The 17,992-nt window shown below is 72.3% G+C and carries 16 protein-coding genes, 1 pseudogene and 2 riboswitches; of the genes and pseudogenes, 2 read left to right on the forward strand and 15 right to left on the reverse strand.

Annotation, left to right across the window (positions count from 1 at the left end):
* The 4 genes from RMO85_RS12365 to RMO85_RS12380 form a co-directional block, all read right to left on the reverse strand.
* A partial coding sequence (locus RMO85_RS12365; RefSeq protein ID WP_310529027.1) for a nicotinate-nucleotide--dimethylbenzimidazole phosphoribosyltransferase occupies positions 1-440 on the reverse strand: 440 nt, incomplete at its 3' end.
* An 11-nt stretch (positions 441-451) separates the two neighbouring features.
* Entirely contained in the window at positions 452-2,815 is a 2,364-nt protein-coding gene (locus RMO85_RS12370; protein WP_310529028.1) for a cobyrinate a,c-diamide synthase, read from the reverse strand.
* Positions 2,816-2,867: 52 nt separating this feature from the next.
* Positions 2,868-3,482 carry a cob(I)yrinic acid a,c-diamide adenosyltransferase gene (gene cobO, locus RMO85_RS12375; protein WP_310529029.1) on the reverse strand — a complete coding sequence of 205 codons (615 nt, stop codon included), beginning with the start codon at positions 3,480-3,482 and terminating at the stop codon, positions 2,868-2,870.
* Positions 3,482-5,497: a VWA domain-containing protein gene (locus RMO85_RS12380; RefSeq protein ID WP_310529030.1), complete on the reverse strand. Its 2,016-nt coding sequence runs from the start codon at positions 5,495-5,497 to the stop codon at positions 3,482-3,484. The genes cobO and RMO85_RS12380 overlap by 1 nt, the downstream gene beginning before the upstream one ends.
* Positions 5,498-5,524: 27 nt before the next feature.
* A riboswitch (cobalamin riboswitch) is annotated at positions 5,525-5,663 on the reverse strand.
* 53 nt (positions 5,664-5,716) lie between these two features.
* Between RMO85_RS12380 and cbiE the strand changes: the two genes are divergently transcribed.
* Positions 5,717-6,952 carry a precorrin-6y C5,15-methyltransferase (decarboxylating) subunit CbiE gene (gene cbiE / locus RMO85_RS12385; RefSeq protein WP_310529031.1) on the forward strand — a complete coding sequence of 412 codons (1,236 nt, stop codon included), beginning with the start codon at positions 5,717-5,719 and terminating at the stop codon, positions 6,950-6,952.
* A gap of 22 nt (positions 6,953-6,974) precedes the next feature.
* Here the strand turns inward: cbiE and RMO85_RS12390 are convergent, their stop codons facing one another.
* The 10 genes from RMO85_RS12390 to RMO85_RS12435 all read right to left on the reverse strand — a co-directional run bounded on the left by RMO85_RS12390 (position 6,975) and on the right by RMO85_RS12435 (position 17,019).
* The gene (locus RMO85_RS12390; protein ID WP_310529032.1) at positions 6,975-7,676 is read right to left on the reverse strand and encodes an NYN domain-containing protein; all 702 of its coding nucleotides are present in this window, start codon (positions 7,674-7,676) and stop codon (positions 6,975-6,977) included.
* A gap of 98 nt (positions 7,677-7,774) precedes the next feature.
* Positions 7,775-8,146 carry a hypothetical protein gene (locus RMO85_RS12395; RefSeq protein WP_310529033.1) on the reverse strand — a complete coding sequence of 124 codons (372 nt, stop codon included), beginning with the start codon at positions 8,144-8,146 and terminating at the stop codon, positions 7,775-7,777.
* A gap of 171 nt (positions 8,147-8,317) precedes the next feature.
* Complete coding sequence (gene bluB, locus RMO85_RS12400; RefSeq protein ID WP_310529034.1) at positions 8,318-9,013, reverse strand: 5,6-dimethylbenzimidazole synthase; 696 nt, start codon at positions 9,011-9,013, stop codon at positions 8,318-8,320.
* Positions 9,010-9,762, reverse strand: coding sequence for a precorrin-4 C(11)-methyltransferase (gene cobM / locus RMO85_RS12405; RefSeq protein WP_310529035.1), 753 nt, complete (start codon positions 9,760-9,762; stop codon positions 9,010-9,012). Before cobM ends, bluB begins: the two co-directional genes overlap by 4 nt.
* The gene (locus RMO85_RS12410; protein ID WP_310529036.1) at positions 9,762-11,276 is read right to left on the reverse strand and encodes a precorrin-2 C(20)-methyltransferase; all 1,515 of its coding nucleotides are present in this window, start codon (positions 11,274-11,276) and stop codon (positions 9,762-9,764) included. The genes cobM and RMO85_RS12410 overlap by 1 nt, the downstream gene beginning before the upstream one ends.
* Entirely contained in the window at positions 11,273-11,947 is a 675-nt protein-coding gene (locus RMO85_RS12415; RefSeq protein WP_310529037.1) for a precorrin-8X methylmutase, read from the reverse strand. Before RMO85_RS12415 ends, RMO85_RS12410 begins: the two co-directional genes overlap by 4 nt.
* Positions 11,944-12,789: a nitrite reductase gene (locus RMO85_RS12420; protein WP_310529038.1), complete on the reverse strand. Its 846-nt coding sequence runs from the start codon at positions 12,787-12,789 to the stop codon at positions 11,944-11,946. The genes RMO85_RS12415 and RMO85_RS12420 overlap by 4 nt, the downstream gene beginning before the upstream one ends.
* A 51-nt stretch (positions 12,790-12,840) precedes the next feature.
* A riboswitch (cobalamin riboswitch) is annotated at positions 12,841-13,046 on the reverse strand.
* 16 nt (positions 13,047-13,062) lie between these two features.
* Positions 13,063-14,682: an AMP-binding protein gene (locus RMO85_RS12425; protein ID WP_310529039.1), complete on the reverse strand. Its 1,620-nt coding sequence runs from the start codon at positions 14,680-14,682 to the stop codon at positions 13,063-13,065.
* A 70-nt stretch (positions 14,683-14,752) separates the two neighbouring features.
* The gene (locus RMO85_RS12430) at positions 14,753-15,625 is read right to left on the reverse strand and encodes an SDR family oxidoreductase (protein ID WP_310529040.1); all 873 of its coding nucleotides are present in this window, start codon (positions 15,623-15,625) and stop codon (positions 14,753-14,755) included.
* Positions 15,622-17,019, reverse strand: a complete 1,398-nt coding sequence (locus tag RMO85_RS12435; RefSeq protein WP_310529041.1) for an NAD(P)-binding domain-containing protein — start codon at positions 17,017-17,019, stop codon at positions 15,622-15,624. Before RMO85_RS12435 ends, RMO85_RS12430 begins: the two co-directional genes overlap by 4 nt.
* Before the next feature lie 56 nt (positions 17,020-17,075).
* Between RMO85_RS12435 and RMO85_RS12440 the strand changes: the two genes are divergently transcribed.
* A complete protein-coding gene (locus RMO85_RS12440) occupies positions 17,076-17,720 on the forward strand; it encodes a TetR/AcrR family transcriptional regulator (RefSeq protein ID WP_310529042.1) in 645 nt (214 codons plus the stop codon).
* Positions 17,721-17,723: 3 nt separating this feature from the next.
* Here RMO85_RS12440 and RMO85_RS12445 read toward each other — a convergent pair.
* Positions 17,724-17,992 (reverse strand): annotated as a pseudogene (locus RMO85_RS12445) (L-2-hydroxyglutarate oxidase); the annotation flags it as partial.

The following is a 17,992-nucleotide window of genomic DNA, read 5'->3' on the forward strand; positions in this document are numbered from 1 at the left end:
TCGTCGGCCGTGAGCGCGTCCTCGAGGTGGATGGCGCCGCTGCCGCGCCGGACCTTGTGGGCCGTCAGCGCCGTCCAGACCCCCTCGTCGAGGTCGTCGAAGTCCTCGTCCACGCCGAGGTCGAGGACACGGAGTGCCACCCCGTGGGCGTTCGCCAGTGCGCTGACCCCTGCCTTGCCGAGCAGGAAGGTGCGGACCATCGCGCCCGTGATGGCCGGCGGGAACGCGGACACGCCGTGCGTGGCGACACCGTGATCACCGGCGAAGATGACCAGCCGCACGTTGTCGACGGGCACGGGCGGCACCTGGCCCTGGCAGGCCGCCACCCAGACGGCCAGGTCGCCCAGGCGACCGAGCGCGCCGGGCGGGGTCGCGAGCGCGGCCAGCCGCTTGACGGCATGGATGCGGGCGATGTCGCAGGGCGCGGAGACGTGGGCCATGGCTGGGTCCTTCACGAGGTCGGCTGGAGGGTGTGATCGAGGGCGCTGAAGAGGCGGTCCGTCATCGGTTCCGGTCGTACGGCGATCCGCGCCCAGGTCGGGTCGAGGCCGGGGAAGGTGTCCGCGCGGCGTACGGCGACGCCGGCACCGCGCAGGGACAGCCGTGCTCCCCCGAGCCGCGCCAGCACGAACGGGGCGCTCGAGGGGACGTGCTCGACACCGCGCTCGGCCAGGCCGGCCTCGAGGTGGTCGCGCCAGCCGCCGATCGTGCGTGCTCGCCGGGCGGCCTCCGCGTTGGCCCGGGCGGTCGTGCAGGCGATGATGGCGGCCACGGCCGGGCCGGCGACCGACCACGGCGTCTGGATCCGGGCGAGCTCGCCGACGGAGCGCGGGTCGCCGGCGACGTACCCCGCCCGGATGCCGGGCATGGACCAGTGCTTGGTGAGGCTGCGGATGACCAGGACCCCGTCGAGGCCGGCTCGCACGAGCGACTCCAGCTCGCCGGGGACCGCGTCCATGAAGGCCTCGTCGACCACGACGAGTCGACCCGGCCCCTGCAGGCTGCTGATCAGCGACGCCGGGTGCAGGACGCCGGTCGGGTTGGTCGGATTGCCGATCACGACCAGGTCGGCGTCGTCGGGGACTCTCGACGGATCGAGGGTGAAGTCCGGCCGGCACAGCACGGTGTCGACGAGGTGTCCCGCCTGCTCGAGTGCCGCGTGCGGCTCGGTGAACTGCGGGTGCACCACCACCGGGTGCCGCCACGGTCGCATCCGCGCGACCAGGGTGAACGCCTCCGCGGCACCCGCGGTCGGCAGCACCTCCTCGGCCGGCCGACGGAGGTGGCGCGCGATCGCGGCGCGGGCGGGCCCCGCATCCGGATAGGCCGTGCTGTCGAGAGCTGCGTGCAGCGCGCGGTCGAGCCAGTCCGGCCGCTCCCCCACGTAGACGTTGACCGCGAAGTCGAGCAGCCCGGCGCCCGCCTCGACGTCGCCGTGGTGACGGAGCGGCTCGGCCGGTGACGCATCCGCGGTGGTCGTGATGTGCGGTGCCGCGCGGTGCGCGGAGTCGGCGAACCGCTGGGCGAGCACCGGGTGCCCGGCCCAGTGCACGTGCAGGTAGGACGCGTGCCAGGTGTCGGTGGCAAACCCGGTCGGGCCGCCGTCGATCTCCCACGCGGCGCCGTCACGATCGACGGCGGTGCGGTGGAACTCGTGCCCGGTCACGCGCTCGCCGACCCGCGTCAGCAGCGAATCGCAGAGCGCTGTCGCAGTCGGGTAGCGCAGCGTGAGCCGCTCGGTCATCGAGGCGCTGACCGGCACGACGCCGGCCATCTCGACGCCGTCGAGACTCTCGGCCAGATAGAGCAGCCCGGCGCACTCGGCCACCGTCGGGACGCCGGCGCGGACTGCGCGCGCCAGGTCGGCGAGGAGGTCGCGGTTGGCGGCCAGCTCGGCGGCGTACACCTCGGGGAAGCCGCCGCCCAGGTAGATGCCGCGCGTGCCGGCCGGGAGCGCACGGTCCACGAGCGGGTCGAACGCGATCACCTCGCAGCCGGCCGCACGAAGCAGCTCCTCGGTCTCGGGGTAGCTGAACGTGAAGGCGCGACCGCCGGCCACCGCGATCACGGGACGCCCCGGCCCCGAGGGGCTGATCTCGAGGCGCGGATCCCACGGTGACGCGTCGAGGACGGGCGCCGATCGGGCGACCGCCATCAACGCGTCGAGGTCGAGGTGCCGTGCCACCTGCGCGCCGAGCCGCTCGATCATCGCGACCGAGTCGCCGCGTTCGGCGGCCGGCACGAGCCCGAGGTGGCGCGACGGCGTGGCCAGGTCCTCGTCGCGCGGCAGCACGCCGAGCACGGGGCAGGACAGCGCACGCTCGATCTCCTCGACGTTGCGCTGCGAGCCGGCGCGATTGAGCACCACCCCGGCGACCTGGATCCTGGGGTCGTACGCCGCCATGCCGGCCGCGATCGCGGCCACCGACCGCGACTGGCGGGCCACGTCGAGGACGAGCACCACCGGGGACCGGGTGAGGGCGGCGACGTGGGCGGTCGACGCGAAGCCGTCGGTCCCGAGCCGGCCGTCGTGCAGGCCCATCGCGCCCTCGATGACCGCGACCTCGGCACCGGCCGCGCCGTGGAGCAGCAGCGGCACGATCCGCTCCTCGCCGACGAGGTGCGGGTCGAGGTTGCGTCCGGGGCGACCGGAGGCGAGAGCGTGGTAGCCGGGGTCGATGTAGTCGGGTCCGACCTTGTGGCCACTGACCTCGTGCCCCGCGGCACGCAACGCGGCCAGCAGCCCGGTGGCGATGGTGGTCTTGCCCTGCCCGGTCGAGGGCGCCGCGACCACGAGCCGCGGCAACGTCACCATCCTTGTCTCGGCAGGCTCGGTCGCTCGCTCGTCCCTCGCTCGTCTCGGTCGCCTACCATTCGATGCCCCTCTGGCCCTTCTGGCCGGCGTCCATCGGATGCTTGACCTTGGTCATCTCGGTGACCAAGTCCGCGACCTCGGTCAGCCGGGGGTCGGCGTCGCGGCCGGTGACCAGGACGTGCTGGAAGCCCGGTCGATCCCGCAGGGTCGCAACGACGTCGTCGACGTCCACCCAGCCCCACTTCATCGGATAGGTGAACTCGTCGAGGATCAGGAGGTCGTGCGTCTCGGCGGCCAGGCGGCGCTTGATCTCCTGCCATCCCTCGACGGCCGCGGTCGCGTGGTCGGCGTCGTCACCGTGCTTGCGCGTCCACGACCAGCCGGCGCCCATCTTGTGCCACTCGACCGGGCCACCCTCGCCGGTCTCCTCGTGCAGGCGGCCCAGCCGCTCGAGCACGGTCTGCTCACCGATGCGCCACTTGGCCGACTTCACGAACTGGAAGACCCCGATCCGCCAGCCCTGGTTCCAGCCGCGGAGCCCGATCCCGAAGGCGGCGGTCGACTTCCCCTTGCCGTCGCCGGTGTGCACCATCAGCAGTGGGCGGTTGCGGCGCTGCCGGGTGGTGAGCCCGTCGTCGGGGACGGCGATCGGCTGGCCCTGGGGCATCAGGCCACGCCCTGCCGGACCGAGCCGGTCAGCGCCTCGGCGCTGACGTCGGCGACGGGCAGGTGCTCGGCGCCGAGCACCTGCGCGAGCCGGGCCGCGAGCCCGAGCCGGAGCGGGCCGGCCTCGGAGTCGACGACGATCGTGGTGACGCGGAGAGCGGCGACGTACTCCGCGGCACGCACGGACCGGGTGACGGCGTCGGCGCCGTCGGTGGCGCGACCGTCGGTCACCACCACCAGCAGCGGCCGAAGCCGCGGGTCCCGCAGCCGCTCCCGTCGCAGCACGGTCGCCGCCTCGAGCAGGCCCGCCGCCAACGGCGTCCGGCCGCCCGCGGGGAGCTCGTCGAGGCGCGCCGCGGCGATCTCGACCGAGTGCGTCGGCGGCAGCACGAGCACCGCGCCCCGGCCTCGGAAGGTGATCAGGCCGACCTTGTCGCGTCGGCGATAGGCGTCCATCAGCAGCGAGAGCACGGCGGTCTTGACCTGCGTCATCCGCTTGCGGGCCGCCATCGAGCCGGACGCGTCCACGCAGAAGAGCACCAGATTGGCCTCGCGTCCCTCGCGGACGGCGACGCGGAGGTCCTCGGCGCGCAGGTCCACGCGGCCACCCGTGCGTCCCCGCCCCGGCTGCTGTCCCGCGGCGGCCAGCAGTGTCTCGACCAGGTGCAGCGAGCCGCTGTCGCCCCGCGTCGCGCCGATCCGGCGACCGGTGCGCGCCAGCGCACGGCTGCGTCGGCCGGCGGCGCCGTCCCCGAGCCCCTGGACGGTCAGCAGCTTGGGGCGGTACGCCGCAGCAGCGCTCACCACCGAGCCGGCGCCGGCTGACGGAGCCGGCTCGCCGTCCTCCTCGGACGCCGCGTGAGGTGATGAGTCGGAGGACTGGCCCTCGTCACGCACCCCGTCGTCGCCCGACTCGCCCGCACCCTCACCCTCGCCCTCCTCAGCGCCATCCGGGTCCGGCGCCGGTCCTTCCGGCGGCTCGGGGGGCAGCTCGTCGTCGCCGAGCAGCTGGTCGAGCAGGTCCTCGTCGAGGCCCGGCGCGTCGAACGGGTTGCGGCGACGGCGGTGCGGGAGCGACAGCAGAGCAGCCCGGCGGATGTCCCCGCGGGTGACCTCGTCACGACCCTCCCAGGCAGCATGGGCGACGGCGGTGCGGGCCGTGACGATGTCCGCGCGCAGGCCGTCGACCTCGAAGGCGGCGCAGATCTCGGCGATCTTGAGCAGCGCGACATCGGTCAGCCGCACCTTCGCCAGACGCGAGCGGGCCGCCTCGATCCGCTCGGTCAGCGACCGGTCGAGGTCGCGATAGCGCCCGGTGAAGGCGACCGGCTCGACGTCGTAGGCCATCCGGCGGCGTACGACCTCGGCGCGCAGCGCGGGGTCCCGCGGGGCAGCGACCTCGACGGTCAGCCCGAAGCGGTCGAGGAGCTGCGGTCGCAGCTCGCCCTCTTCGGGGTTCATGGTGCCGATCAGCACGAAGCGCGCGGCATGCTCCACCGAGACCCCGTCGCGCTCGATCGTGACCCGGCCCATCGCCGCCGCATCGAGCAGCAGGTCGACGAGGTGGTCGTGGAGCAGGTTGACCTCGTCGACGTAGAGGATCCCGCGGTGGGCACGCGCGAGCAGGCCGGGTTCGTACTCGACCTTGCCCTGCGACAGCGCGCGCTCGAGGTGGAGCGACCCGAGCACCCGGTCCTCGGTGGCCCCGACCGGCAGCTCGACCAGCCGGACCGGGCGCGAGAGCACCTCGGCGTCCACGGCGAACGGGCCGTCGGGCGAGGTCGCGGACGGGTCGTCGGGGTCGATCGAGAACCGGTCGGCGGCGAACACCTCCACGGGCGGCAGCACGGCGGCCAGCGCGCGCACCGTGGTCGACTTGGCCGTGCCCTTCTCGCCGCGCACGAGCACCCCACCGATCTCGGGCGCGATCGTGGTGAGGACGAGGGCGAGGCCCATGTCATCGAGCCCATCGGCCTCGCAACCGAGGACGGCAGAAAATGGGTAGTGCTGTGGCATGTGAGGCTCCCGCTCGCTTCGCCATTGATGAATGGTCGGACGCGAGGCCGGTCTTCGGACTTGTCGGGTCCCCCTGGGGAGGGGCCTGATTCACCGCAGCGGGCCTGTGCCGGACTTTCACCGGCTTCCCAGATTCTCCCCGTCGACCGTGGTTCACCGTTTCCGATGGCCGGGCCGTTGGGGCACCTCGTGCCTGCCGAGACGATAGCGTGCGGCCTCGTGCCCGACTCGCCACACCCCTCGCCATCCCCTTCTCGCGCGCCCGCCGTCACCGTCGTGGGCATCGGCGCCGACGGCTGGGCCGCAGTCCCGGACCGCCTCCGCGACCTGGTTCTCCACGCCGAGGTCGTGCTCGGCGGCGCCCGTCACCTCGATCTGCTGCCGGACGTCCCCGGTCAGCGGCGGCTGACCTGGCCCTCGCCACTGCGAACGGGCCTGCCCCAACTCCTGACCACCCTCGACGACGGACCTGTGGTGGCCCTCGCCTCCGGGGACCCGCTCGTCTCGGGCATCGGCGCGACCCTCATCGAGATCCTCGGCCGCGACCGCGTCGTCACCCATCCCGGCGTCTCGTCGGTGGCGCTCGCCCGGGCCCGCCTCGGCTGGGCCGCCGAGTCCTGTGCCGTGGTCAGCCTCGTCGGTCGCGACCCGGCACTGGTGCTGCGCGAGCTCGCCCCGGGGCGCCGCGTCCTGGTGCTGTCCTCCGACGAGCACACCCCCGGCCGGGTCGCGGAGATGCTGACCGACGCGGGGTACGGCGCCAGCGCACTCCACGTCCTGGGGGACCTCGGGGCTCCGTCGGAATCGCGCGTGACGAGCCCGGCCGAAGGCTGGTCACAGGACTCCCCCCGCCTCAACGTGCTCGCGCTCGAGCTGGTCGGCCCGTCCCTGGTCGGCTGGACCGCGGGTCTGCCCGACGACGCGTTCGAGCATGACGGTCAGTTGACCAAGCGTGACCTGCGCGCATCCGCGCTGGCGCGGCTGTCACCCACTCCGGGGGGGCACCTGTGGGACGTCGGGGCCGGGGCTGGCTCGATCGGCATCGAGTGGATGCGCGCCCATCCGACCTGCACCGCGACCGCCATCGAGGGCCACCCCGAGCGGGCCGCCAGGATCGCCCGCAACGCGTCCCGCCTCGGCGTACCCGGCCTGCAGGTGGTGACGGGCCGGGCACCGGCTGACCTCGACGGACTGCGCACGCCCGACGCCGTCTTCGTCGGCGGCGGGGCCACCGCTCCGGGCGTGCTCGGGGCGTGCCTGGCGGCGCTGGCGCCCGCTGGTCGGCTGGTCGTGCACGGCGTGACGCTCGAGACCGAACGGTTGCTCGCGCAGGCCTATGCCGAGCACGGTGGCGAGCTGACCCGGATCGCGGTCGAGACTGCCTCGCCGGTCGGCTCCTTCACGGGCTGGACCCCCGCGCGCACCGTCACCCAGTGGGCCTGGACGCGCGGCTGAGGTCGGCGCCGGCTCGCATCCGTCAGGCCCGGTGTCGTCCCCGGGAGGCGGCGGCGGGCTGGCTCAGCGAGGCGATGTCAACGAACTCGTCCGCATCACGTCGGACGTCGTCGGGATTGCTGGCGGGTCCGATGACGGCGACCTTGACCCCAGCCGCCTTGAGCCGGGTCACCAGGGGCAGGGCTGCTCCGAAGTCGCCGACCAGCACGAGGGACGTCACGGCGTACTTCTCGACTATCTCCAGCGCTTCGAGGGTGAGGGCGACGAGGCTGCGGCTGTGGTCCGGGGTGTCGAAGTTGTGGACGGGCTGGACGCCGTAGTGGCGCAGCGGTTCGAACCACGCGGCGAGATCGGGCTTCGTCCAGTCGGCGTAGGCGCGGCAGATGACAGGGCTGCCGTAGGCGGCGCGCACGGTCTCGAGCAGCTGCGGCAGCCCCTCGCTGGTCAGGTGCGCGGCATCGATCAGCAGGGCCGGCGTTTCGGTGACGACGACCTCCTCGCGGTCCTGCCAGCGAACGTCCGCCACGGTGGGGTGCGGAGTCCGGAGCTCGGCGCGGACGACCGGAGTGGACGCGACGGCGTCCTTGGCCCGCGCGAGGACCAGCCACTGCCTGACAGCAGTGGCGAGTTCCTTGAACTCCGTGTAGTCGACCGGCGACCGGTCACTCCTGGCCTCGACGGGTGTCGCCACACCCGAGTCGTCGACAAGCCTGCGCTCGCTCATGGGACGACGGGGCAGGACATCGATGCGGTGGTCGGCGCGTAGCTGGTCGAAGGGAGATGACGGGGCGTGCGGGGCCGCCTGCATCGCAGGCTCCACGCTCATGCCGGCCCCCCCACGGAGAGCTGCGGGCTCGTCGAGAGCCGACCAGTCTCGTCGGCGGCCCGGTGCACGAAGGTGGCACGGTAGTGGACCGCATCGGAGTGGGTGGTCGCCCAGGAGAGCGTCAAGCTGAAACGCTGGCCGCCGTCGACGATCAGGTAGCGACCCGGCGCCGTCAGTCGGGTGCCGACGGGACCGATCAGGTCGGCCGTGAAGGCCACGAGTCGCTGGTGAGCACAGGGTGCCGATACGCCCACCAGCTCCAGCGGCACGATGAAACCTCCGTCGGCCGTCCGGCCCGCGACGGCCAGGGTGCGACCCACCAGGTCGGCCATGGACTCGTATGCCAGTTCGCGTGGTGCGGCGGACATCGTGACTCCCTTGGATTCGTCATCACCCGAGACAGCCACGCGTTCCACGTGGAATTGGTCGTCCTCGGTCTGCGTGCGAGCCCGGCCCGAACCGCTCACCCCCTGAGGATCTCCTCTGCAACTGCGTTTCTCTCTCGACATGGCAATGGTGTTCCCGTTGGGTCGGATGTTTTAACCCTTGAGTGGATGTTCTGTGTCTCTGGGAGCTGGGAACGGGCCAGCCTGATCGCCGATGGCCTGCCCGCGAGGCCCGTAGCGCTCCTGGTGGAGAACCTCGCCGAGCGGTGACCGGTGCCGCCAGCCGAACCGCTCCAGGTCCGGCACCGCCGGCAGCGCAGAGACCGAGCCGACGCAGAGCCACGCCACCGGGCGGACGTGGGCCGGGAAGCCCACGAGGCTCCGGAGGAAGTCCTCGCGGTAGAAGCTCACCCACCCGACACCCAGGCCCTCCGCCGTCGCAGCCAGCCAGAGGTTCTGGATGGCGCAGACGACGGAGTAGAGCCCGGCATCGGCGATGGCGTGGCGACCAAGCACGTGCGACCCGCCTCGGCTCGGGTCGTAGCCGACCGCGATGCCCAGACCGGACTCGACGATGCCCTCGACCTTGATCCGGTCGAAGGTCTCGGCCCGATCACCGCTCAGCGTCGATGCGAAGACCGAGCGCTCGTCGGCCACGTGGTCGCGGAACACCACCAGCGTCTCGGGGGCACGGACCAGCACGAAGTCCCACGGCTGGCTCATCCCGACGCTGGGGGCGCAGTGTGCGGCGGCCAGCACCCGGTCCAGGGCGCCGGCGTCGATCGGCTCGCCGGTGAACTCGCGCCGCGTGTCGCGGCGCCGGTTGATGACGTCGTAGAGGTCGCTCACCGCTTCGCGCTCCGGTCCCGGGCCGGGTCGTAGAGGAAGGACTCGCCACCGGCGGACGGGTCGAGCGCGTGCCCGACGAGGATGACCGCCGCCAGTCTGAGTCCCGCATCCTCGACCGCGTCGGCGATGGTGCCGACAGTGCCGCGCAGCACCTGCTCGTCCGGCTGGCTGGCGCGGTGGACGACGGCGACCGGGCAGTCGGCGCCGTACTCCGGCTCGAGCTCGACCATCAGCTCACGCGTCCGCGTGATCGCGAGGTGCAGCACGAGGGTGGCCCCGGTCGCGGCGAACGCGGCCAGCGACTCCCCCTCGGGCATCGCCGTGGAGCGTGCCCGGGTGCGCGTGAGCACCACCGACTGCGAGAGCAGCGGCACCGTCAGCTCGCGGCCCAGGAGCGCGGCGGCCGCTGCATAGGCGGGCACACCCGGCGTGACGTCCCACGGCACCCCAGCAGCGTCGAGGCGGCGGGTCTGCTCGGCGAGGGCCGAGTAGATCGACAGGTCACCAGAGCCGAGCCTGACGACGTCCTTGCCCTGAGCATGGGCGTCCACGAGGGCGTCGACGATCCGGTCCAGGTCGAGGTCCTGGGTGTCGACCAGGGTGGCGTCCGGGCTGACGTGGGCGAGCACCTCCGGGTCGAGGTAGGTGCCCGGGAACAGCACCACGTCGGCTCGGCCGAGCAGTCTGGTCGCACGCACGGTCAGCAGGTCGGCGGCCCCGGGGCCGGCACCGACGAAGTGGACTGCCATCACGCCTCCACGTAGCGCGGGGTCCAGACACCGGCGGGGCTGACCCGCGTGGCCTCGGCGCCGATGATGAGCAGGCACGACATGTCGATGCTCGCCGGGGCGAGCTCGGCGAGCGTCGTCACGGTCAGCGACTCCTCGGCCCGGCCGATGTCGCGACCGACGACGACCACAGTGTCGGGCTTGCGGTGTTCCAGCAGGACACGCTGCGCGGTCGCAACCTGCTCGGTGCGTGAGCAGGATGCCGGGTTGTAGATCGCCAGCACGAGGTCGGCCTCGGCGATCGCCCGCAGCCGCCGCTCGACGACCGCCCACGGCTTGAGCCGGTCGGAGAGGGAGATGACCGCGAAGTCGCCCCCGATCGGGGCCCCGGCCCGCGCCGCCACGGCCTGCACGGCGCTGACTCCGGGCAGGACGCGGATCGAGACCTCGGCGTACGCCGCGTCCTGCGCCGCCTCGAAGACGGCGGATGCCATCCCGAAGACCCCGGCGTCGCCGCCGGACACGACGGCGACCCTCTTGCCGGCCCTGGCGAGGTCGAGCGCAAGCCTGGCGCGATCCACCTCGACCGTGTTGCCGGAGGCGTGCCGGGTCAGGCCGGGCCGCTGGGGCACCCGCTGCACGTACGGCCCGTAGCCGACGACGTGGTCGACGTCGGCCAGAGCCGAGGACACCTCCGGGGTCAGCCACCCGTCCGGGCCGGGGCCGAGCCCGACGACGAGCAGCTCGGCGCCCGCCGCGGTGTCCTCGGCTACGGCCGGGATCGGGTCGGCGGAGGTGCGAGAGCGCGGGCCGTTGCGCGAGTCGCCGGTGACCACGATCAGCGAGAAGTAGGGCACCGAGTCCGCGTCGACCTCCGCCACGGGCAGCCAGCGTTGTTCGGGCATCGAGGCGCGCTCGACGTACAGCGCATGGTCCAGGCGACCGGCGGCCTCGAGCGCCCGCCGGACGGCGGGGAAGGTGCGGCCGAGCTTCATGATGACCGCGGCGTCGGTGTCGGCCAGTCTGCGCGCCAGCTCGGGCTCGGGCAGGGTGCCGGGGAGCACCGTCAGGACGTCGGTCTGCCGCACCAGGGGGCTGGCCGCAGCGGCAGTGGCCGCCATGAACGCTGGCACGCCGGGCACGATCTCGGTCCGGTAGCGCTCGGCCAGCCGGTCGTGCATGTACATGAAGGAGCCGTAGAAGAGCGGGTCGCCCTCGGCCAGCAGCACGACGTCGCGGCCGGCCTCGAGATGGGCCGCGAGCCGGTCGGCGGACTCCTCGTAGAACTGCGCGAGTGCGCCGGGGTAGCCGCCCGGATGCGGGGTCGCGCCGGTGGTGACCGGATAGGTCAGCTGTTCCTCGATCACAGTCGCCGCGAAGAGATCGGCGGCGATGCGGCGGGCGTTGGACTCCTTGCCGACGCCGGCGTGGAAGGCGACCACGTCGGCGCCCGCGATCAGTCGCGCACCCTTGCGGGTGATCAGCTCGGGGTCGCCGGGGCCGACCCCGACGCCGTAGAAGTGGCCGGTGGTCATTCCTGCTCCTGGGCCAGTGCGTTGAGGGCGGACGAGGTCATCGCGGAGCCGCCGCGACGGCCCCGGACGGTGACGTGGGGGATGTCGATCCCGTGCTGGTCCCTGAGGTCGACGAGGGCCTGCTTGGACTCGGCGGCACCGATGAAGCCGACCGGGCAGCCGACGATCGCCGCCGGCCGTGGGCCGCCGTCGAGGATCAGCTCGAGCAGGTGGAACAGCGCCGTCGGCGCGTTGCCGATCGCCACGACAGCGCCCTCGAGGTGCGCCTCCCAGAGCGAGACGGCCGCCGCCGTGCGGGTCGTGCTCCACTGCCGGGCGAGAGCGGGGACGCGCTCGTCGTTGAGGAAGCACAAGACGTCGTTGCCCTTCGGCAGCCGGCTCCGGGTCACGCCGGTCGCGACCATCGTCGCGTCGCACAGCATCGGCGCACCGGCGTCCAGCGCCGCCCGGGCGGCGGTGACGAGGCCGGGGTGGATCACGAGGTCGTCCGCGAGGTCCACCTGACCGCTGCCGTGGATCATCCGGACCGCCAGCCTCTCCGCGTCCGCCGGCACCGCGCTCAGGTCGGCCTCGCGGCGGATCGTCGCGAAGGAGTCGACGTAGATCGCAGGACCGGCATCGACATAGGGGTAGCGCCGCGGCGGGCGGCGAAGGTCCGACACGTCGCTCATGGGGTCTCCCGGGGGATCAGGATCCCGCGCCACGGGGTGACCACGAGGGCGGGGGCGTCGGCGGTGAGGTCGGCGACGGTGGTGCGGTCCAGGCCGTCGGCCGCCACCTCGACGTGCAGGCCTCCAGGCACCGCCCCGAAGGCCAACGGCGGCGTCGGCGTCGGCAGCCGTGGGTCCGCGACGGCGAGGTCGATCAGGGGGCTGTCCAGCTCCGCCACGTGCCACGGTGCCGCAGGTCCCTCGCCGCGGCGTACGGCGAACGCGTGCGCCAGCTCCGCGATCCGCGCCGCGGCAGTCCTGATCGGCACGACCGGGCCGAGCCCGTCGCCGACCCGGAGCTGGGCCGACTCGGGGTCGAGGGCGACGAGCCCGAGGTCGCAGCTGCGCTCGAGCAGGTCGCCGCGACCGTCGTCGAGCACGAACAGGAAGCGCCCCGACAACGCGGCGAGGTCGGGGTCGGCGCACAGTCGCGCGTCGAGCTCGTCGGCCACGGGGCGCAGGTCGACCCGGCCGCCGGACAGTCCGGTCTGGGGCGACGCCATCACGTTGCGGATCAGCTCGTGGCTGCGGGTCGGCAGCAGGCCGGTCGCCTCGATCGCGCCCAGCACTCGCGGGTCGAGACCGCTGCCGGCGCCGGGGAGGCCGCGCACCTGGAGGTTGGCCCGGGACGTGAGGTGCACGCGCCCGTCGGCGTACGCGTCGCTGACGTCGACGAGCGCCCGCAGCGACGCCGACGCCACCCGGCCACCGATGAGCCGGAGGCGGACGAGCATCCCGTCGGGGGCCGACCACGGTCGGAGCACCCCCGGGCAGAGGTCGCCGCGATGGCGGGTGGTGGACAAATCTGGCACCGATCTGGTCCGGGCCCGTGCGCGGGGCCGTGTGACCCGGCGGCGATTGCCGCTAGGGCCAGCAGGTCTTCGGACTCGGGATCAACCGGGCCGGGGCGCCTTCCCGGAGACGTGCACTCCAGTGGCTGCCACCTCCGGGGAGGCGGCGTGCTCCGCCCGTCACCCTCACCGCTGCGCGTCAGTCCCGGAATCTCACCGGGTTCCCTGACTCCACGTGATGGAGTACGACTGGCGCCACGAGGGTAGCGCAGCGGGCGGAGCCGATCAGCCCAGGCCGAGACGGCGTGCCGTCTCCTCGCGCATCTCGACCTTGCGGACCTTGCCGGTGACGGTCATCGGGAACTCGTCGGCGATGACGACATAGCGCGGGATCTTGTAGTGCGCCAACCTGCCGGCGGCGAACGCCTTGACCGCTGCGGCGTCGAGCGGCTCGGTCCCGGGGCGCATCCGGAGCCACGCGCACACCTCCTCGCCGTACTTCTCGTCCGGGACCCCGATCACCTGCACGTCCTCGACGTCGGGGTGGGTGAAGAGGAACTCCTCGATCTCCCGCGGATAGATGTTCTCCCCGCCGCGGATGACCATGTCCTTGATCCGGCCGACGATGGCGCAGTAGCCGTCCTCGCGCATCACCGCGAGGTCCCCGGTGTGCATCCAGCCGTCCTCGTCGATCGCCTCGCGCGTCTTCTCCTCGTCGTGCCAGTAGCCCAGCATCACCGAGTAGCCACGGGTGCAGAACTCCCCGGTCTCCCCGCGCGCCAGGGTGTCCCCCGTGAGTGGGTCGACGACCTTGACCTCCACGTGCGGGTGGACCCGCCCGATGGTCGCCGTGCGCCGATCGAGGTCGTCGTCGGCACGCGTCTGCGTCGAGACCGGACTCGTCTCGGTCATCCCGTAGGCGATCGACACCTCGCTCATGTTCATGTCTGCGATGCAGCGCTTCATGACCTCGACGGGGCAGGGCGAACCGGCCATGATCCCCGTGCGCAGCGTCGACAGGTCGACGTCGGAGAAGCCCGCCGAGTTCTGCATGGCGATGAACATCGTGGGCACGCCGTAGACCGCCGTGCAGCGCTCGTCCTCGATGGCCTTCAGGGTCGTGGCCGGGTCGAACCCCGGGGCGGGGATGACCATGGTCGCGCCATGGGTGGTGCAGCCGAGGGTGCCCATCACCATCCCGAAGCAGTGGTAGAAGGGCACCGGGATGCAGAGCCGGTCCTGCTCGGTGAGGTTGATCAACTCGGTGACGAAGAAGCCGTTGTTGAGGATGTTGCGGTGACTCAGGGTCGCGCCCTTGGGGAAGCCGGTGGTGCCGGAGGTGTACTGGATGTTGATCGGGTCGTGGGGATCCAGGCTCCAGCTCACGAGCTGCTGGAGGCTGTCGCCGTCCCCGGTCGCGACGAGCTCGGTCCAGTCCTCGGTGCCGATGTGGACCACACGCTCCAGTGGGCTCTGCTCGCGGACCTCCTCGACCATCGCGCGGTAGTCGCTGCCCTTGAACGCCGTGGCACAGATCAGCAGCTTCGCCCCCGACTGGTTGAGCACATAGGCCAGCTCGTGGGTGCGGTAGGCAGGGTTGACGTTGACCAGGATGGCGCCGATCTTGGCGGTCGCGAACTGGGTCATCGTCCACTCGGCGCAGTTGGGCGCCCAGATGGCCACGCGGTCGCCCTTGGTGATCCCGGCGTGGAGCAGGCCGATCGCCAGGGCGTCGACGTCGCGGTCCAGCTCGGCGTAGGTCCAGCGCCGCCCGGTCAGCACCTCGACGAGGGCCTCGCGTTCGCCGTACGCCGCAACGGTCCGCTCGAAGTTCGCGCCGATCGTCTCCTCGAGCAAGCCGGGCGTGGTGTCGCCGGCAGCGATGGACAGCATCGTGTTCGCCATCCTCCGAGCCTCGCACATGGCCTACGTGACCACGCCCGTCGGCAGCGGCCGCTCGACTCGACGACCGGACTCAGGCGTCGGGAGCCCCCCTGCGCATGCGGAGGGCGGCGGCGACCCGCGCCGGGTCATCGAGCAGCCGGCGACGCATCCTGCGCTGCTGCTTGACGGCACCCTTCACGACCAGCGGGCCACCGAGCAGCGTGAGTCGCGGCGACAGGTCGAAGGCACGGGCCATCGAGCCACGCCACCTCGGCACCGCCGTGACCGGCCTCGGTCTGCGCACTACGCGGGCCACGACGTCCGCGACGTCGCCGGGCTCCAGGAGCACCCCGGAGAAGGACATCGAGGCGCACGGGTCGTCGAGCTTGTCGTAGAGCATCGGCGTCCACATGCCGTCGGGGCAGATGCAGCTGACGTGGACGTCGCGCAGACCGGCGATCCGCAGGTCCAGCATCGTGGACACGCTCAGCCCCATCACCGCGTGCTTGGTGCCGGCGTAGACCGCCTCGCCCGGCACCGCCGACAGACCTGCGAGCGACACGATGTTGACGACGTGCCCACGTCCGGCCTTCGTCATGACTCCCAGCGCCGCGGCCATGCCGTGCGTCGTGCCCAGCACGTTGACGTCGAACATCAGCTGTCGCGTCTGGGCCGACTGCTCCCACATCGGCCCGGTGAAGAGCACCCCCGCGTTGTTGACCCACAGAGCGAGCGAACCGGCTTGCCGCACGGTGCGGGCGGCCAGCTCGGGTGCCGCGTCCGCGTCGCGGACGTCGTAGCCCGACGCGAAGGCGCCGTTGCCGACCTCCTCGGCCACAGCCTCGGCGAGGGCCTGGTCCACGTCGGTCACGTGCACGGTGTGGCCCAGCGCCCCCAGCCGCAACGCGACCTCACGCCCGAGACCGCCGCCTGCACCGGTGACCAGCGCACCACCCCTGGTCATGCGGATGCACCGTCGCGTGCGCGGACGGCGTCCGCACGGGCGGCCCCACGCTGTCGTTCGCGGTCGAGCTCCCACAGATAGCGGTCGAAGTCGACCTCCATCGTGTGCCGCGCCGAGGAGTAGAACCGCTTCTTGTACGCCGCGTCGTCGTCCGCGAGCTGCCGACGCAGGTGCCGCTCGGGCGGCAGGACGTAGCGCCCATAGATGAGCTCGGCGACCAGCCGGCTCTGGGCCTCGGCCAGCGGCATCACCGCTCCCAACGGCTGCAGCAGCCCGATGAAGAACAGACCCGGGAGATCTGGGTGCACCATCCGCTTCCACAGCGGCAGGTCGTTGCCCGCCGCCGAGACCAGGTCGGGGTCCAGGAACGGGAAGGTGACGTTGTAACCGGTCGCCCACACGAGCAGGTCGCAGGGCACCGAGCTGCCGTCGGTGAAGACCACTCGGTCACCGTCGAGGCGCTCGATGCCAGGCTTGGCCAGGAGCCGGCCCGAGCGCAGCGCCCCGCGGATGCCCTCGGACTGCACCGGGTGCGACTGCCCGGGCCTGTGCTCGGGCTGCGGCAGGCCCAGCTTGGCGACATTGCCGGCGACGCGAGCACCGAACGACATCCGGGCAGCGGTGACCCAGAACGGCAACCAGGACGGCAGGGTGAGCTGGTCGGCGGGCTTGCCGAGCGCGTACTTCGGAAGCACCCACTGCCCGCGACGCTGGGAGATGACCGCGTAGCGGGCGACCTTCGAGGCCTCGACCGCGATGTCCATCGCCGAGTTGCCGGCACCCACGGCGACGACGTCACGACCGCTGAGCTGGTCGGCGCAGTTGTAGTCGTGCGAGTGGATCTGCTCGCCGTTGAACGTGCCGGGGTATGCGGGGTCGGGCCAGCGCGCGTCCCAGTGGTGGCCGTTGGCGACGATCACGTTGTCGTACTCCCGCTGCTGCGCACCGCCGGGCCCGGTGAAGCTGACGAGCCAGCGACCGGCCCCGGTGGGCTCGACCGTGTCGACTCGCGTGTCGAAGGTGATGGTGTGCCTGAACCCGAAGTGATCCACGTACGCCGCGAAGTAGTCGGCAACCTGGTGGTGCTTCGCGTAGTCCGGGTAGTCCTCCGGCATCGGGAAGTCCGAGTAGGCCATGCGGGGGCACGAGGTGTTGATCTCCAGCGTCTCGTAGCAGGCGGACTGGTCGTTGGGATTCTCATAGACCCAGGTGCCGCCCACGGCGCTGCCGAGCTCGAAGCAGTCGAAGGGCAGCCGGGCCTCATACAGCGTCTTGGCGGCGGCGATCCCACTCGACCCGGCGCCGATCACGCACGTGGTCGGCATCTTCGCGTCGGACGGGAGGCGCTCGCGCCGGGCCGGTGCACGGTCTTGGGGCTTGACGAGGTAGGACATGTCCGAGATCGTGGCATCGAAAACGCAACGTTTCAATAGCTCGTCAGGGGGATCTCGTGCAGGGCACCAGCGCAGCACAGGCCAAGGTCTGGCGGGGAAGCACGTCGGAGCAGCGCTCCGACGAGCGCCGTCAGCGGCTGCTCGTAGCCGGCCTGGAGATCTTCGGGACCACCGGCTACCACAGCAGCACCGTGAGCGGGCTCTGCTCCGCGGCCACGGTGTCCACCCGGACCTTCTACGAGCTCTTCAACCAGCGCGCCGACCTGCTCGAGGCGATCTACGCGCAGGTGACGGACCAGATCCGCGTCGACATCGAGCAGCTCCCGACTCCGACCGTCGCCGACATCGAGCAGTGGGCGGGCGACGCCGTGCGAGCAGTCGTCGGGCCGCTGCTCGCCGATCTGCGAGCCTGCCAGATCATCGAGATCGAGGTCGTAGGCCTCTCCGAACAGATCGAGGAGAGGCGGCGCCAGACCACGCTGGCGATCGCGCAGGGTCTCGATGCCGTGCAACTCGCCCTCACCGACCCGGCCGCACCCCAGCCGTCGCGAGCCGACCGGGAGCTCGTCGGCGTGTTCGTCGTCGGCGGCATCAGCGAGTCACTGGTCGCCCACCTGCGCACGCCCCCGGCCGATCGCCGATCGGCCGAGGAGCTTCTCGACATGATGACCGCGATCCTCCTGAGGGTGCTCAAGCCGTAGGCATCACCTGTCCTGCTCGATGCGGTCGGCGACGTGCTCGGCGATCGCCAGGCAGGAGGTCGCGGCGGGCGAGGGCGCGTTGCGCAGCGTGGTGATGCCATCCTGGTGGCCGATGCGGAAGTCCTCGACCAGGGAGCCGTCGCGGGCGACCGCCTGGGCGCGCACGCCGGCACCGGCGCGGACCACGTCGGCCGTGCCGATCTCCGGGACGTAGCGGCTGGCCCTCCTCATGTAGGCCGTCACCGAGAGGCTGGCGCCCAGCTGGTTGGCGA

Origin of the sequence: Nocardioides sp. (assembly GCF_031422975.1) — a bacterium.
Classification (GTDB): Bacteria; Actinomycetota; Actinomycetes; order Propionibacteriales; family Nocardioidaceae; genus Nocardioides.

Excerpts from the sequence above, each read along its gene's own strand:
- RMO85_RS12430 (WP_310529040.1), bottom strand. The coding sequence starts at position 15,625 with ATGACCAGGGGTGGTGCGCTGGTCACCGGTGCAGGCGGCGGTCTCGGG.
- RMO85_RS12395 (WP_310529033.1), bottom strand. The coding sequence starts at position 8,146 with ATGTCCGCCGCACCACGCGAACTGGCATACGAGTCCATGGCCGACCTG.
- RMO85_RS12370 (WP_310529028.1), bottom strand. The coding sequence starts at position 2,815 with ATGGTGACGTTGCCGCGGCTCGTGGTCGCGGCGCCCTCGACCGGGCAG.
- RMO85_RS12410 (WP_310529036.1), bottom strand. The coding sequence starts at position 11,276 with ATGACCACCGGCCACTTCTACGGCGTCGGGGTCGGCCCCGGCGACCCC.
- cobO (WP_310529029.1), bottom strand. The coding sequence starts at position 3,482 with ATGCCCCAGGGCCAGCCGATCGCCGTCCCCGACGACGGGCTCACCACC.
- cobM (WP_310529035.1), bottom strand. The coding sequence starts at position 9,762 with ATGGCAGTCCACTTCGTCGGTGCCGGCCCCGGGGCCGCCGACCTGCTG.
- RMO85_RS12425 (WP_310529039.1), bottom strand. The coding sequence starts at position 14,682 with ATGGCGAACACGATGCTGTCCATCGCTGCCGGCGACACCACGCCCGGC.
- RMO85_RS12390 (WP_310529032.1), bottom strand. The coding sequence starts at position 7,676 with ATGAGCGAGCGCAGGCTTGTCGACGACTCGGGTGTGGCGACACCCGTC.
- RMO85_RS12435 (WP_310529041.1), bottom strand. The coding sequence starts at position 17,019 with ATGTCCTACCTCGTCAAGCCCCAAGACCGTGCACCGGCCCGGCGCGAG.
- RMO85_RS12380 (WP_310529030.1), bottom strand. The coding sequence starts at position 5,497 with ATGCCACAGCACTACCCATTTTCTGCCGTCCTCGGTTGCGAGGCCGAT.
- RMO85_RS12415 (WP_310529037.1), bottom strand. The coding sequence starts at position 11,947 with ATGAGCGACGTGTCGGACCTTCGCCGCCCGCCGCGGCGCTACCCCTAT.